Origin of the sequence: Mesorhizobium sp. M2A.F.Ca.ET.037.01.1.1 (assembly GCF_003998075.1) — a bacterium.
Classification (GTDB): Bacteria; Pseudomonadota; Alphaproteobacteria; order Rhizobiales; family Rhizobiaceae; genus Mesorhizobium.
The window spans coordinates 1-14,574 of record NZ_RZSA01000033.1 but is presented as its reverse complement, the minus strand read 5'-3'; the positions used below and the strand labels follow the sequence as shown (position 1 = coordinate 14,574).

15 protein-coding genes and 1 pseudogene are annotated in these 14,574 nt (G+C 65.1%); 4 read left to right on the top strand and 12 right to left on the bottom strand.

Annotated elements, in window-relative coordinates; all coding sequences use genetic code 11:
• Both EOA27_RS03345 and EOA27_RS03340 read right to left on the bottom strand, forming a co-directional pair.
• Positions 1-581 (bottom strand): annotated as a pseudogene (locus tag EOA27_RS03345) (GGDEF domain-containing protein); the annotation flags it as partial.
• A 383-nt stretch (positions 582-964) separates the two neighbouring features.
• Entirely contained in the window at positions 965-2,161 is a 1,197-nt protein-coding gene (locus EOA27_RS03340; protein ID WP_126080473.1) for a GGDEF domain-containing protein, read from the bottom strand.
• 165 nt (positions 2,162-2,326) lie between these two features.
• On the opposite strand from EOA27_RS03340, the gene EOA27_RS03335 reads away from it, so the two are divergent.
• Positions 2,327-2,632, top strand: a complete 306-nt coding sequence (locus EOA27_RS03335) for a hypothetical protein (protein WP_126080472.1) — start codon at positions 2,327-2,329, stop codon at positions 2,630-2,632.
• Between the two features lie 61 nt (positions 2,633-2,693).
• On the opposite strand, the gene leuC is transcribed toward EOA27_RS03335, so the two are convergent.
• The 8 genes from leuC to rplS form a co-directional block, all read right to left on the bottom strand.
• Positions 2,694-4,103 carry a 3-isopropylmalate dehydratase large subunit gene (gene leuC / locus EOA27_RS03330; protein ID WP_126063674.1) on the bottom strand — a complete coding sequence of 470 codons (1,410 nt, stop codon included), beginning with the start codon at positions 4,101-4,103 and terminating at the stop codon, positions 2,694-2,696.
• 73 nt (positions 4,104-4,176) lie between these two features.
• The gene (locus tag EOA27_RS41440; RefSeq protein WP_189341599.1) at positions 4,177-4,329 is read right to left on the bottom strand and encodes a hypothetical protein; all 153 of its coding nucleotides are present in this window, start codon (positions 4,327-4,329) and stop codon (positions 4,177-4,179) included.
• Between the two features lie 244 nt (positions 4,330-4,573).
• A complete protein-coding gene (locus EOA27_RS03320) occupies positions 4,574-5,224 on the bottom strand; it encodes a methyltransferase domain-containing protein (RefSeq protein ID WP_126080471.1) in 651 nt (216 codons plus the stop codon).
• Between the two features lie 58 nt (positions 5,225-5,282).
• Positions 5,283-6,095 carry an amino acid ABC transporter permease gene (locus EOA27_RS03315; protein WP_126080470.1) on the bottom strand — a complete coding sequence of 271 codons (813 nt, stop codon included), beginning with the start codon at positions 6,093-6,095 and terminating at the stop codon, positions 5,283-5,285.
• 338 nt (positions 6,096-6,433) lie between these two features.
• A complete protein-coding gene (locus EOA27_RS03305; protein ID WP_126080469.1) occupies positions 6,434-7,231 on the bottom strand; it encodes a transporter substrate-binding domain-containing protein in 798 nt (265 codons plus the stop codon).
• 168 nt (positions 7,232-7,399) lie between these two features.
• The gene (locus EOA27_RS03300) at positions 7,400-7,900 is read right to left on the bottom strand and encodes a MarR family winged helix-turn-helix transcriptional regulator (RefSeq protein ID WP_126080468.1); all 501 of its coding nucleotides are present in this window, start codon (positions 7,898-7,900) and stop codon (positions 7,400-7,402) included.
• Entirely contained in the window at positions 7,897-8,316 is a 420-nt protein-coding gene (locus EOA27_RS03295) for an organic hydroperoxide resistance protein (protein WP_126080467.1), read from the bottom strand. Before EOA27_RS03295 ends, EOA27_RS03300 begins: the two co-directional genes overlap by 4 nt.
• Positions 8,317-8,737: 421 nt before the next feature.
• On the bottom strand, positions 8,738-9,259 hold the full coding sequence (rplS, locus tag EOA27_RS03290) for a 50S ribosomal protein L19 (RefSeq protein ID WP_042645484.1): 522 nt from the start codon (positions 9,257-9,259) through the stop codon (positions 8,738-8,740).
• Positions 9,260-9,626: 367 nt separating this feature from the next.
• On the opposite strand from rplS, the gene EOA27_RS03285 reads away from it, so the two are divergent.
• Positions 9,627-10,379, top strand: coding sequence for a sulfite exporter TauE/SafE family protein (locus EOA27_RS03285; protein WP_126080466.1), 753 nt, complete (start codon positions 9,627-9,629; stop codon positions 10,377-10,379).
• Positions 10,380-10,740: 361 nt separating this feature from the next.
• On the opposite strand, the gene trmD is transcribed toward EOA27_RS03285, so the two are convergent.
• Positions 10,741-11,436 carry a tRNA (guanosine(37)-N1)-methyltransferase TrmD gene (gene trmD, locus EOA27_RS03280; RefSeq protein ID WP_127255456.1) on the bottom strand — a complete coding sequence of 232 codons (696 nt, stop codon included), beginning with the start codon at positions 11,434-11,436 and terminating at the stop codon, positions 10,741-10,743.
• Positions 11,433-12,032, bottom strand: a complete 600-nt coding sequence (gene rimM / locus EOA27_RS03275) for a ribosome maturation factor RimM (RefSeq protein WP_127255454.1) — start codon at positions 12,030-12,032, stop codon at positions 11,433-11,435. Before rimM ends, trmD begins: the two co-directional genes overlap by 4 nt.
• A gap of 97 nt (positions 12,033-12,129) precedes the next feature.
• Here rimM and EOA27_RS03270 point away from each other — a divergent pair, with 97 nt between their 5' ends.
• Together EOA27_RS03270 and EOA27_RS03265 are read left to right on the top strand one after the other, a co-directional pair.
• Positions 12,130-13,068 (top strand): tyrosine recombinase XerC, encoded by a 939-nt coding sequence (locus EOA27_RS03270; protein WP_126080463.1) that lies wholly within the window; start codon positions 12,130-12,132, stop codon positions 13,066-13,068.
• Between the two features lie 304 nt (positions 13,069-13,372).
• Positions 13,373-14,437, top strand: coding sequence for a TraB/GumN family protein (locus tag EOA27_RS03265; protein WP_126080462.1), 1,065 nt, complete (start codon positions 13,373-13,375; stop codon positions 14,435-14,437).
• Positions 14,438-14,574 lie beyond the last annotated feature (137 nt).

Here is a 14,574-nt window from a genome sequence, read left to right as displayed (position 1 = left end):
TGCGACACCAGCGCGTAAGCCGTCTGCACATAGGCCTGCGGATTGGCGCCCCAGCCACCCAGCGCGCCGGCGATGAATGGCTTGGAGGCGAATTGCACGGCGCTGGCGCCAAGCACCAGCGCGAGCACATGGTCCAGCCATGCAAGCCTCTGCCGGGAGGACAGCACGATGCCGAGCGCCGCGAACTGCATGGCGGCATAAGGAAGCTGGTAGGCCATCATCCGCGCCAGCGACTGGCGCGGCAGGTCCTGCACCAGATAGACGGCGGCCGACGCGACGACCAGGAAGCACAGCATCGGCGCCCATGGCGGCCGCACGCCGTATTTATGGGCCAACCCGCCATTGAAAGCGATGGTCGCGCCGAGGAACACGGCAAAGGCGGCAACGACCGGCGACCGGGCGTCCGAGAAGGAGGGGATGCTGAATTCAATGCCGAAATAAGCCATGCCGAGCAGGTAGCTGAAGGCAAGCCAACGCGCCGACGCGCGCCCGGTGCCATACACGGCAATCGCCATGAACGCCGCCGCCAGCAGCCCGGCGACGGCGAGGTTGATCATCAATATGAAGTCGGCGCTGCCCATGTCTGCTCCTTGACCGAGGGCTATCATCGAGCGGCGAAAATCACGTTAACGCGTGGTATGGCGGAAGGAGCGCGGACCTTTGCGATTAGCTAAAAACCCGTCCGGTCGTCAGAGCATTTGGAACGCGACGTAGAGGTAAATGGCAATCCCTGGTTCCGCGATTGGCCGAGCCATCCCTCCGATCGTCATCCACGGGCGAAGCAAGGAGCGAAGCGACGCGCGCAGACCCGAGGATCCATTCCGTTGCTTTCGAGAGCCGCTCACGATGCAGAATTCTGCCCCGCTGCATTCTTCGGCGGCGGTCACGGAATGGATCCTCGGGTCTGCGCTCCGCTTCGCGTCGCTCCGCCCGTGGATGACGAAGGCGCGGGTGTCCACCCGTCTCACCCGACCGCGAGCGGCTCTGCGACGAATGTCGTTTCCGGCCTCTCGTAAGAGAGCCGCACGCTGTCGCGGCCGTTCTTCTTGGCCTTGTAGAGCGCCTCGTCGGCGCGCCGCATCAAGGGCATCAGCCCTTCCCCGCCAGAGCGGGCGGCGACGCCGAAGCTGGCGGTCACCCTGGCGCCGGGCGGCAGGCCGTCGATCGTGCCGGCCGAATAGAAGCTACGGATCGCCTCGGCGAACAGCCTTGCCGCCCCCAGATCGCTGAGCGGCAGAAGCACGGCGAATTCTTCGCCGCCGATGCGGCCGGCGGCTCCGCGCGCGCCGGTGGCGGAACGCAGCTTGGCGGCGAAGTCGGCGATCACCCGGTCGCCGGCCTCGTGCCCGTGCCGATCGTTCAGCGCCTTGAAATGATCGAGGTCGGCCAGCACCAGGGCGACGGGAAGGCCGGCCTTGCCGCACTGATCGAGCAGCTGGGTCGCCCGCTCCTCGAAGCCGCGGCGGTTGAGGATGCCGGAGAGCGGATCGGTATGGGTCTCCGCCTTCAGCGCCCGCACCACGTCGAGCGCCGCCGCGGTGAACAGGCAAAGCGCGATCAGCAGCGACAGCAGCGCGTGCAGCAGCAGCGCCGTCGTCCAGTAGGACGAGGCATAGAGCTCGTCATAGCTCTTGAACGGTCCATTCGCGATGATGATGGCCAGCGTCCGCACGAAGAAGTTCAGCCCGGAAAGCAACGCCAGCACGAACAGCATTTTTTCCGTCGGACCATTGCCGCGCACCACGCGCAGTTCGGCGGCGGCCAGAAGGCTGATGCCGCCAAGGGCGAAATTGACGACGAGGATGCGCCATGTCAGGTCCGGCTGAACGAATAGGAACCAGCTGAATGCGGCCATGCCGCTTCCCGCCAGCACGCCGATCCCGGCATAAGGCACGGGCCGGCCGTGGCGCGCGACGATGGCGCCGACCAGACAGGACCCGGCAAGGCAGAAGCACAGATTGGAGAGGAACTTGGACGGCGCCAGCCCGACCGGGAAGGTGAAGTGCTGGAACAGGAACCCGCCAGCGGCGAGAGCATAGCTTGCCGCCAGGACCGCTAGGTAGGGCCGATGGCGCTGATAGCACCACAGCACGAGGAACGCAGCGCCGAGCGCCAGCGCTATCGTCGGATTGAGCAGCGCTATGAGCAGACCGGTGTCCAAAGGACTGCGACTTTCCCCAACTTACCCAAGGGGAGATGTTAGGACTTAAGCCCAAACAAGCGGTTAAGCGCTCTCGATAAATACGCCGCGAAACCATGGGGAACCGGGCTTGCCGGAGCGGCGTTGTCCGGCCAGACTGGAGACGCCAGACAGGAGACGATTGCGATGGCCGACACGATCACTTTGACCGATCACGATGAAATCCGCTCCTGGGCGGCGGCGCGGGCCGGCTTTCCGGCCATTGTCGACGTATCGCCGGAGCCTGGCACGCAAGCCATGCTGCGCCTGGTTTTTGACCAGCAGGCCTATGAGGACGAGGACCGGCCGGAACGCCCGCCCAATGCCGGCGGCTACGAGTTGGTCGAATGGGACGAATGGTTCAAGATCTTCGACGAGCGCCAGCTGGCCCTAGTCGTCGCCGCCGACGAACCCGGCCGGCGCGAGGAGTTTCACGAGATCGTCCGCAGGTAGATCGCTGAAAGCAAAGGCCCGGACGTCCTGCCCGGGCCTTTGTTGGGGTCGTAGCCGGTGGTTACTTCCAATCGCGAATGTCGACGAAATGGCCGGCGATCGCGGCGGCGGCCGCCATGGCCGGCGACACCAGATGGGTGCGGCCCTTGAAGCCCTGTCGGCCCTCGAAGTTGCGGTTCGAGGTCGAGGCGCAGCGCTCATGCGGCTTCAGCCGGTCGTCGTTCATGGCCAGGCACATCGAGCAGCCCGGCTCGCGCCAGTCGAAGCCGGCGGCAACGAAGATCTTGTCGAGGCCTTCGGCCTCGGCCTGTTCCTTGACCAGGCCGGAGCCCGGCACGATCATGGCGTTTACGCGCGGATTGACCTTCTTGCCCTCGACCACCTTGGCTGCGGCGCGAAGGTCCTCGATGCGGCCATTGGTGCAGGAACCGATGAAGACGCGGTCGAGCGCGATGTCGGTGATCTTGGTCCCTGGCGTCAGGCCCATATATTCCAGTGCCCGATGCTTGGAGGAACGCTTGTTCTCGTCCGTGATGTCTTCGGGGTTCGGCACGATGCCCTGCACCGAGACGACGTCTTCCGGCGAGGAGCCCCAGGAGACGATCGGCGGCAGCTTCGCCGCGTCGAGCACGATCACCTTGTCGAAATGCGCGCCTTCATCCGACTTGAGCGTCTTCCAGTAGGCAAGCGCCGCATCCCACGCCGCGCCCTTGGGCGCGCGCGGCTTGTCCTTGACATAGGCGAAGGTCGTCTCGTCCGGCGCGATCAGGCCGGCGCGCGCGCCCGCCTCGATCGACATGTTGCAGATCGTCATGCGGCCTTCCATCGACAGCGAGCGGATCGCTTCGCCCGCATATTCGATGACATAGCCGGTGCCGCCGGCCGTGCCGATCTCGCCGATGATGGCGAGGATGATGTCCTTGGCGGTGACGCCTTCAGGCAGCTGGCCGTCGACGCGCACGAGCATATTCTTGGCCTTGCGCTGGATCAGCGTCTGGGTGGCGAGCACATGCTCGACCTCCGACGTACCGATGCCATGCGCGAGCGCGCCGAAGGCGCCATGCGTCGACGTGTGGCTGTCGCCGCACACGATGGTCATTCCGGGCAGGGTGAAGCCCTGCTCGGGCCCGATGATGTGGACGATGCCCTGGCGGACGTCGTTCTCGGAATAATATTCGATGCCGAAGTCCTTGGCGTTCTTGGCCAGCGCCTCGACCTGGATGCGGCTTTCCTCGTTCTTGATGCCGAACTTGCGCTCCGGCGAAGTCGACACGTTGTGGTCGACCACGGCCAGCGTCTTTTCCGGATGCCGGACCTTCCGGTTCGACATGCGCAGGCCTTCGAAGGCCTGCGGGCTGGTGACCTCATGCACGAGGTGGCGGTCGATATAGAGCAGGCAGGTGCCGTCGTCCTGGCGGTCGACGACATGGTCGTCGAAGATCTTGTCGTAGAGGGTGCGCGGTGCGCTCATGTGCGTAAATCCGTCGATATGAGAATGGGAAAAGCACGCCGGCAATCCGGCGCGACGACTGCGATCGGTCGGGTCAGTTAAGTCGGCTGGTCAGCGCGCCGCAAACGCGCGCGGAGAAACGCGACGGCAGGCGCTTCCTGTCCTGCAGCACGAAACCCTTGTAGGCCGGATCGCTGAAAAGCTTTTCCATGGCGGCGTAGATAGCAATGTTTTGGCTTTTCGGCAATTGCGGCGGAACCTGTTCCTCGCCCCACGAAGTGGGGAGAGGTGGCCCGGCGAAGCCGGGACGGAGAGGGGCGTGCGGCGGTGCCTGGAGTTTTTAAAGCCTCCTACCGCCTCGAAGCCCCTCGGTCTTGCGCCTTGTCTTGCAGCGGCTCTTGTGTCGCGGAGGTCGCCCCCCTCTCCGTCCCGGCTTCGCCGGGCCACCTCTCCCCCGCCTTCGCGGGGGCGAGGAACTGGCGCCAGCCTATTCACATCACCTCGAACACAAAGGTCTTCACCAGCGCTGCCGGATCACCGATCGCATAGCAGCGGAACCACGGGCTCTGCTCCACCGGGCGCCATTTCTGCGCCTCCGTCAGTTCGTCGAACACGCCCTGGAATCCGCCGCTCTCGAACACCTGGTCGCGCACGGTGAAGATGGCGTGGCCGCCGGCCTTCGTGATGCGCACCAGCTCGTGCAGGCCGGAAGCCGGCGCGTGGCCGATGGTGAAGACGCCGGTCGAGAAGAAGGCGCGGAAATGCCGATCCGGCCAGGGCAGCGGGCCGCCGAGCATCGCCTTCTTCAGCTCGCCATAGGCCGGCTTGCCACCGGCCTGGCGGCTGCCGGCGATCTTCAGCATGTCATCGGAGAGGTCGAGGCCGGCGATGTCGCCATAGCCCAGCGCCTTCAGCGACGGCCCCGACAGTCCCGTGCCGCAGCCGGCGTCGAGCAGCGGACCTTCGCCCGCCGGCACATGCCGCGCCACCCAGGCGGTGATCAGGAACGGCAGAAGGTAACCCAGCGAAGCGGTCTCGCTGTCATAGGTCGCGGCCCAGTCGGCATAGGCGTTGGCGAGCCCCTCGGGCGAGTCAGCCGAATAGACGGAATCCAGCGCCGCATTGGCCTTGTCGAAATTCATGGGGCGTCTCCTCCGCAATGATGAGCGGAGGGATCGTAGCGCGGACTTTTGCTGCCGGCTATTCCCCGTGTTGCCGACGCAGCCGCTGCTCCAATGCCCGCAGCGCCAATGACAGGCCGACGGTCAGGATGAGGTAGATATAGGCGACGATCGAATAGGTTTCGAAGAATCGGAACGAGCCGGCGGCATAGACCTTGCCGATCTGAGTGATGTCGGCCACGCCGAGCACGGAGACCAAGGAAGAATCCTTGACCATGGCGACGAAATCGTTGCCGAGCGGCGGCAGGATCATGCGGATCGCCTGCGGAAACACGATCAGCCTGAAACGTTGCGCGCGGCTGAGCCCGAGTGCCTTGGCGGCTTCGATCTGGCCTTTCTCGACCGACTGGATGCCGGCGCGGAACACCTCCGAGATGAAGGCCGAGTAGCCGATGGTCAACGCCATGATGGCGCGCCAGAGCAGCGAGATATCGCGCACCAGGAGTTCGCCCATCAGGCCGGCGCTCTGCAGCGGCGCGGTCAGCGCATTCCAGGCGGCGACGAAGGCCGGCGCGCCGGCGAAGGCGATCCAGAACAACAGCACCAGGATCGGCACGCCGCGGATGATCTCGACATAGAAGCGCGCGATCTGCCGCAGCCACTGCGATCCCGACAGCGCCATCAGCGCGATACCAAGTCCGAGCGCGGAGGCAAGCGCGAAGGCGACCGCGGTGACGAAGATGGTGATGCCGATGCCCTTGGCAACGGTGGCGAAGACCTCGGCATAGAGATCGCTGGACGCGATGGCGAGGGCAGCGGCCAGTGCGAGGACGGCCGCGGCGGCCAGCCACCAGGGGAATTCGGGTTTGGAGGATAAGGCTGCGGGCGGCATCAGAAGGCGCCGGAAAGGAAGTCTCGAGAGGATGGCGCCCAGTCCCCCCTCTCTGCCCTGCCGGCCATCTCCCCCTCAAGGGGGGAGATTAGCAGTTTGAGCCGCTCCGCAGACTCTGCGACGTCGATAGTTGGCGAAAGCCGGCGCGACGTCCAATCTCCCCCCTTGAGGGGGGTGAGGAGAGGTCCGCGTAGCGGACGAAAAGCCAATTGCTTGGCTTTTCGAACGACGAACGCCCGGAGCGACAGCGAAGGGCCGGGCCCGGCAGGGCAGAGAGGGGGGACTGGGCGCAATGTCAGCGCGATTTCCTGCAAACTCACCGCGCGCAGCAAAACGAGCTACTGCCCCATCTTGTAATCGAGGAACCACTTCTTGTTGAGCTTGTCGAACGTGCCGTCGGCCTTGAGCGAGGCGATGGCGGCGTTGACCGGCTTCACAAGGTCCGAGCCCTTGGGGAAGATGAAGCCGAAATCCTCGGTGCCGAGCGGGCCGCCGATCAGCTTCAGCTTGCCTTCGGAAGCATCGACATAGCCCTTGCCGGCAGTGCCGTCGGTCAAGACGACATCGACGTCGCCCGCCTTCAGCGCCTGCACGGTCGCGCCGAAGGTCTCGAACAGCTTGATGCGCGGGTTCTGCTCGTTGCCGTCGAGCACGCTGTAGACGGCGGTGTAGAAGGGCGTGGTGCCGGGCTGGGCGCCGATCAAACCGTCCTTGAAGGCGCCGAAGCTCTTGGCGTCGGTGAAGCGGCTTTCATCGCCGCGCACCAGCATGAACTGCTCCGAGCGCATATAGGGGTCGGAGAAGTCGACCTTCTCCTTGCGGTCGTCCTTGATCGTGATGCCGGTCATGCCGATGTTGCACTGGTTGTCCGAAACCGCCTGGATCATCGCGTCCCAGGAGGTGTTCTGGTACTCGACCTTGAAGTTCAGCCGCTTGGCGATCTCGTCCATCGCGTCATATTCCCAGCCGATCTGCTTGCCGGTCTTCTTGTCGATGAACTGCAGCGGCGGATAGGCGTTTTCCGTCACCACCACGACCTTCTTGCCGCCGAGGTCGGGCAGATTGTCGGCGAGCGCGGCGACAGGCGCGAGAAGGCAGGCCACCATGGCGGCCAGCAGCAATTTCGACTTGGTCATGACAAATCTCCGAAGGTGCGACCGCGCTGCAATTTCGCGGCCTGAGAAAATCCGGCGCCGACTTTAGCTTGCCGCAAGCGCCATGCAAGCCGGTCCGCTGCGACGTCGCGCGCTATACGCAAATCCAATGCTCTTCGGAAACGGTTTTGTGGACGGCCTTTGCGGCGATCAGTCCTGATCGGCGGTGGCCTCACGCAGCCCGGCGACCAGCCGTGTCAGCGTGCCGTGCAGAGCCTTCAGCTCGGCCCGCTCCAACGGCATGCCGCAGCTTAGCCCTTCCTGCACGTCCTTCATCTTGGCCCGCAGCGCCTCGCCCTTCGCGGTCGGCTGGACCAGCACCCGCCGTTCGTCGGCGGCATCGCGCCGGCGCGTCACCAGCCCGCCTGCCTCCATGCGCTTGATCAGCGGCGTCAGCGTCGCCGAATCAAGCCCCAGCGCCGCGCCGAGCTCGCCGATCGTGCTCGGCGAATGCTGCCACAGCGCCAGCATCGCCAGATATTGCGGATAGGTGAGGCCGAGCGGGTCGAGCAGCGGCCGGTAGAGCTTGGTCATCAGCCCGCTCGCCGAATAAAGCGCAAAGCAGAGCTGCTGGTCGAGGCGCGGCACATCGATCACCCCGCCGTCCTGCGCCGGGGCTGGCTTGGTGATGGTTTCGGTTTTCGTCGTCATGCAGCCTTTGCCGAGAGAGCCACGTCGATATTGCCCCGAATGGCGTTGGAATAGGGGCAGACCTTGTGCGCTTCCGATACAAGCGCCTCTGCGCCCGCCTGATCAAGCCCCTTGATCTCGGCAGCCAGCGCGACGCCGAGGCGGAAGCCGCCCTGGTCGTTCGGATAAAGGCTGACCGTGGATGTAATCGAAGCGTCCTCGAGCGGCAGCTTCTGCTGGCGGGCGATGAAGCGCACCGCGCTCTCGAAGCAGGCCGCATAGCCGACGGCGAAAAGCTGCTCCGGATTGGTGGCGCCGCCCTTGCCGCCGAGCTCCTTCGGCATCGCGAGGTCGACCTTGAGCAGGCCGTCGCTGGTTTCGCCGTGACCGTTGCGGCCGCCGCTGACGTGAGCCTGGGCGGTGTAGAGTGCAGACATTTTTGATCTCCGTTGATTTGTACACGATTATTTAGTGTACAAGATAGTTAGGTGTCAAGGGCCACGATGTGTGCCCGTCTTCGATGTTCGGATGAATCGGTGGCAGGCCCTCAGCTTCGTCATCCACGGGCGGAGCGACGCGAAACGGAGCGAAGACCCGAGGATCCATTCCGTTACCTCAGCCACGGAGTGCAGCGGGGCAGAATTCTGCACCGTTGCGGAGCCTCGATGTCACGGAATGGATCCTCGGGTCTGCGCCGCGTCGCTTCGCTCCTTGCTCCGCCCGTGGATGACGAAGCTCACGCTTTTCAGCCCACCACCAAGGCATATAGGAACTGATCGGGGAGCCGGTAGGTTTGGGCTTTCCGCCAAACGAAAAAGGCGGCCGAAGCCGCCTTTCCAGAACCTGTTTCGCAAAGCCTTATTCGGCTGAAGCAGCCTCGGCGGCGGCCTTCTTCTCGGCGGCTTCCTTGGCGGCCGTCTCGGCGGCCAGCGCCTGGGCGGCGGCGACCTTCTCGGCCTCGATGCGGGCGCGCTCGGCGTTCAGCGCATCACGCTCTTCGTCGTTCAGCTTGCGGGCGCGCACGCCGGTGTTTTCCGAAATGCGGGCCGACTTGCCGCGACGGTCGCGCAGGTAATAGAGCTTGGCGCGGCGCACCTTGCCGCGGCGCACGATCTCGACGCCCTCGACCATCGGCGAGTAGACCGGGAAAACGCGCTCGACGCCTTCGCCGTAGGAAATCTTGCGGACGGTGAAATTCTCCTGGAAGCCCGAGCCGGAGCGGGCGATGACGACGCCCTCATAGGCCTGGACGCGGGTGCGGCTGCCTTCGGTGACGCGCACCTGGACGCGCACGGTGTCGCCCGGCTGGAATTCGGGCAGCTTGCGCTTGGCTTCGATTTTGGCGGCCTGTTCGGCCTCGAGCTGACGGATGAGATCCATCTCAAATATCCACTTCTTGTTCTTCCGACAGTCAGAGCGTCCTCAACTCGCCTTGCAGTTCCAACGACCGCTCGGCTATGCCCTTTGTCGGAACATCGGGCAGGGACGGCTACACCGCCATTTGTTGACGGGTCCAGAAGATCGTTCTTCCGGTTCGGGCGGCGACATACAGCTATTTCGGCGCTTTGTCACGTCCAAATGCATGTCGCCCAGAAGTGTGCGCGGTTCTGGGACGACGATATGCATCAAAAAAGGACTTTGAGGCATATTTTTTGCGCTGCTGGCACCATCTTATTGCCTCGTCCCGGGTTGCGCGAGCACGCCAAGCTTTCTAAGCCGGGAATGTGTATTCCCGGACCTTCCCTCCATGACGTTCTCCGATGCCGTCCTGCTCTTCCTCGCGGGCTTTGCCTCCGGCGCCGCCAATGCGGTCGCCGGCGGCGGCACTTTCCTCACCTTCGGCGCCATGACGCTGGTGGGCCTGCCGCCGATCGTCGCCAACGCCACCTCATCGGTGACGCAGCTGCCGGGCTACATCACCTCGACGCTCGCCTATTGGACCGATATCCGCTACTTCTGGCGCGGCGCGCTGCTGCTTTGCCTGATCTCGGCGCTCGGCGCGCTGGCCGGCTCGCTGATCCTGCTCGCGCTCTCCAACCCGTCCTTCCGCGCCCTTGTGCCCTGGCTGCTCATCGCCGCGACCGCGCTGTTCGCCGCCGGGCCGTGGCTGAAGCCGGCGGCCGGCCCGGAGCATCAGGCCTCGGTCGGCTCGTTCGCCGGTTCGATCGCGCAATTCGCGACCGCGGTCTATGGCGGCTTCTTCGGCGCCGGCATGGGGGTGATGATGCTCGCCACGCTCGGCCTGACGCAAGCCGGCGACTACCACCGGCTCAACGCGCTGAAGAACATGCTGTCCATCGTGATCGCGGTTGTCGCCATCCTGGTCTTCGTTTCCGGGGGCGTCGTCGCCTGGCCGCAGGCGATCGTCATGATCCCGGGCGTGGCGCTCGGCGGCTATGCCGGCGTGTGGATCGCCAAGCGCGTGCCGCAAGGCCTGGTGCGCGGCTTCGTCGTAGGGGTCGGCCTGCTCCTGGCTTTCTATTACTTTACCAAAAGCTGAGAACTATGATCCCGAACCGCGGGACCGCGTAAGCGAAAAGTGGGTACCGGTTTCGGCGCAAGCCTTGGAGATCGGCTGGAAACGCCCGTTGCGATCGTCATCCACGGGCGGAGCAAGGAGCGAAGCGACGCGCGCAGACCCGAGGATCCATTCCGTGACGTCGAAGCGCTGCTCACGATGCAGAATTCTGCTCCGCCGCGTTCCACGGCTCAGGTCACGGAATGGATCCTCGGGTCTCCGCGACGCCGCTTCGCGGCTGCTCCGCCCGGGGATGACGAAGTTGGGAGGCTTCAGCCAATCTCCAGTGTTTGTGCTGACGCCACGGAAATGGTTCGCCGGTTCCGTGAAACGGTGAACCGCTTTAGCGGGGTGGATCGTCCGCCAGGAGGTCAGGCCGCCGCTCCCGCGTTAGCTTCACCGCCTCCGCGCGCCGCCATTCGGCGATCTTCCTGTGGTTGCCCGAAATCAGCACGTCCGGGATCGGCCGGCCCTCGAACTCCTGCGGCCGCGTATAGTGCGGATGCTCGAGCAGGCCGTTCTCGAAGCTCTCTTCCTCGCCCGAGACGGCATTGCCCATGACGCCGGGCAGCAGCCGCACCACGGCGTCGAGCAGCACCAGGGCGGCCGGCTCGCCGCCGGACAGGATGAAATCGCCGATCGAAATCTCCTCCAAACCCCGCGCTTCGATCAGGCGCTGGTCGACGCCTTCGAAGCGGCCGCACAGGATCACAGCGCCCGGTCCGGCGGCAAGCTCGCGCACGCGCGCCTGGGTCAGCGGTATTCCGCGCGGGCTCATCAGCAGCCTTGGACGCTCATCGCCCAGCGGCGAGGCGTGGTCGATCGCCTTCGCCAGCACGTCGGCGCGCATCACCATGCCGGCGCCGCCGCCGGCCGGCGTATCGTCGACCGTGCGGTGCCTGTCGGTGGCGAAATCGCGGATCTGGACCGCCTCCAGCGACCATGTGCCGGCTTCCAGCGCCCGTCCCGCGAGCGACAGGCCGAGCGCGCCGGGAAACATCTCCGGATAGAGCGTGAGCACCGAAGCGGCAAAGCTCAACGGTTGCCTCCGGCATCCTTCGGTCCGCGCGGCCGGCCCTTCGGGTCGAAGCCGGACCGGCCAGGCGCTTCACTGTCGTCCTCATCTTCGACAAGGCCAGCGGCCAGCGGATCGACCTCGACGAAACCGTCGGCGATCGAGACATGCGGCACCGCGGCCTGCGTGAACGGGATCAGCACGCCCTTGCGGCCGGCAAGGGTGACATCGAGGATGTCGCCGCCGCCGAAATTATGCACGGCGACGACCTTGCCGATGACGCCGGTATCGTCCCTGACATCGAGCCCGACAAGATCGGCGTGATAGAACTCGTCCTCCTCGCCGTCGTCGGGCAGCACCGAACGGTCGACGAAAAGCTCTATACCGGCCAATGCCTCGGCGGCGTTGCGGTCGTTGACGCCCTTGAAGCGCACCACCACTACGGTCCCGGCAGGCCTGATGTCGGTGATCTGGAAGGCACGACCGTCCTTGGCGAAGAGCGGGCCGTAATCGGCCAGCGCCAGCGGGTCGCCGGTGAAGGTTGTCACCCTGAGTTCGCCCTTGATGCCGTGCGCGGCACCGATGACGGCCATCTGTACGGGGTTTTCGAGCTTCGACATGGCGGCACTTCCTTTGCCTTGCTCTAGCCCCCTGACGCCATCATTTCAATGACGGCCTCTTCACCGCTTCCTAACCTCGACACCCGACAATGGCGCCATGCAGGAATTCCTCATCCCGGCAAAACCCGATCTCCAGGCGGCGCGCGAGACCTGGCTGAAGACACTGGCGCATGAGCGCCGGCTGTCGCCGGAGACGGTCGAGGCCTATGAACGCGACACGCGCCAGTTCCTGCATTTCCTGACCGGACATCGCGGCGGCCCGCCCGGCATTTCCGACATCGCCGACCTGCGTCCCGCCGATCTGCGCGGCTTCCTCGCCAAGCGCCGCAATGACGGCGCCGGCGCCCGCACGCTGGGGCGCGGCCTTGCCGGCATCCGCTCCCTGCTGCGCTTTCTCGAAAAACGCGGCCTCGTCAACGCTGCGGGTGCCATCGCTCTGCGCGCGCCGCGCCAGCCGAAATCGCTGCCCAAGCCGCTGGCGGCAAGCGACGCCAGAAAGGTCGTGTCGATGGAAGGCCAGCTCGCGGAAGAACCCTGGATCGCCGCCCGCAATGCCGCCGTGCTGACGCTGCTCTATGGCTCCGGCCTGCGCATTTCGGAAGCGCTGGGGTTGACCGGCGCCGATCTGGCGACGGAAGCCGACACCGTGCTGCGCGTCACCGGCAAGGGCGGCAAGACGCGGCTGGTGCCGGTGCTGCCGGTGGCCCGCGATGCGGTGGCGGAATACCGCCGGCTCTGCCCCTTCCACATCGGTCCCGACGGCCTTTTGTTCCGCGGCGCCCGCGGCGGCCCGCTCAACCCGGCCATCATCCAGCGCGAGATGGCGAAGCTGCGCTCGGCGCTGAACCTGCCCGACACCGCGACGCCGCATGCCCTGCGCCACTCCTTCGCCACTCACCTGCTCGGCCGCGGCGGCGACCTGCGCACGATCCAGGAGCTGCTCGGCCACGCCAGCCTGTCGACGACCCAGATCTACACCGGCGTCGACACCGCGAGGCTGCTCGACATCTACGAGAAGGCGCATCCCCGCGCCTGAGCCCCCCTGACTTCGTCATCCACGGGCGGAGCGACGCGAAGCGGAGCGCAGACCCGAGGATCCATGCCGTGACGTCGAAACTGGGGCTCAGCGGAGCAGAATTCTGCACCGTCGCAACGCGTTGAGGTCACGGAATGGATCCTCGGGTCTGCGCGCGTCGCTTCGCTCCTTGCTCCGCCCGTGGATGACGACCCGATGGACGTTTCCGCTAACCACCAAGGGCATTCCATCCGACAACGCACCTCGAACAATTTCACCGCGCCGATTAACCGTTTTGCCGCTTTTCAGCGCTAAGACCCTTCCCATGAAACGCGTCATCGCCATTGCCGACCGCGCGGCCCTTGTCTCGTTGAAGCTGCTTGCGGCGCTCAACCTGCTGTTTTTCCTGTCTTTCATCTTCGTTCTGCTGCTCGCAAGCCGGGCGCATGCAGAGGCGCCGAATTGCGCCGGCACCGATCTCTTGACCGCGCTGGAGAAGAGCGATCCAGCCGCCTTCAAGAAGGTCGAGACCGAAGCGGCAGCCGTTCCGAACGGCAAGGGCCTGTTGTGGAAGCTGGAGAAGCCGGGCGAGAAACCGTCCTATCTGTTCGGCACCATGCACATGACCGACACGCGCGTCACCACGTTGCCGGCCGCCGCGCAGAAAGCCTATGACGGCGCCGGCACCGTCATCATCGAAACCACCGATGCCATGGACAGGGCCAAGATGATGGCCGCAATGGCCAGCGAACCCGGCCTGATGATGTTCACCGACAACACCACCTTGTCGTCGCTGCTGTCGCCGGACGATGCGGCGGCGCTGAACAAGGGGCTCGACGCCCGCGGCATCCCGCCGGCGACGGTCGCCAAGATGAAGCCGTGGATCCTGTCGGCGATGATGGCGCTGCCGGCCTGCGAGGTGGCGCGCCAGTCCGCCGGCGAACCCGTGCTGGACGTCAAGCTAGCTTCGGACGCCAAGGCCTCGGGCAAGGACGTCGAAGGGCTCGAGACCGCCGTTGGCCAGCTGCGCGCGATGGCTTCGCTGCCGCTGGAATTCCACATGAAGAGCCTGGTCGAGACGATGAAGCTCGGCGACAAGGTGAACGACGTCAACGAAACGATGATCGTGCTCTACCAGCGCGGCGAGGTCGGCATGTTCTGGCCGCTGTTCAAGGCGGTGCTGCCCGAGACCGCCGATGACCAGGCCGGCTATGCCGCCTTCGAGCAGACCATGATCACCAGCCGCAACAAGGTGATGGCCGCGAATGCGATGCCGATTCTGGCCAAGGGCAACGTCTTCATGGCCGTCGGCGCCATGCATCTGCCCGGCCCGGAAGGACTGGTCGAGGATTTTCGCAAGGCAGGGTATAGTGTTACCGCCGTCAACTGAGTCGTCTGGCGGCTGGCGGACCTGAAAACGCCGGTTTTTCAGCGCTTTCCGTCCGTTTGCGTGAAACCCGATGCGGGATCAACGCGTTGATGGCTGTTATTTTGATGACTTTCATCCAAGGAGGACACGTTTCATGG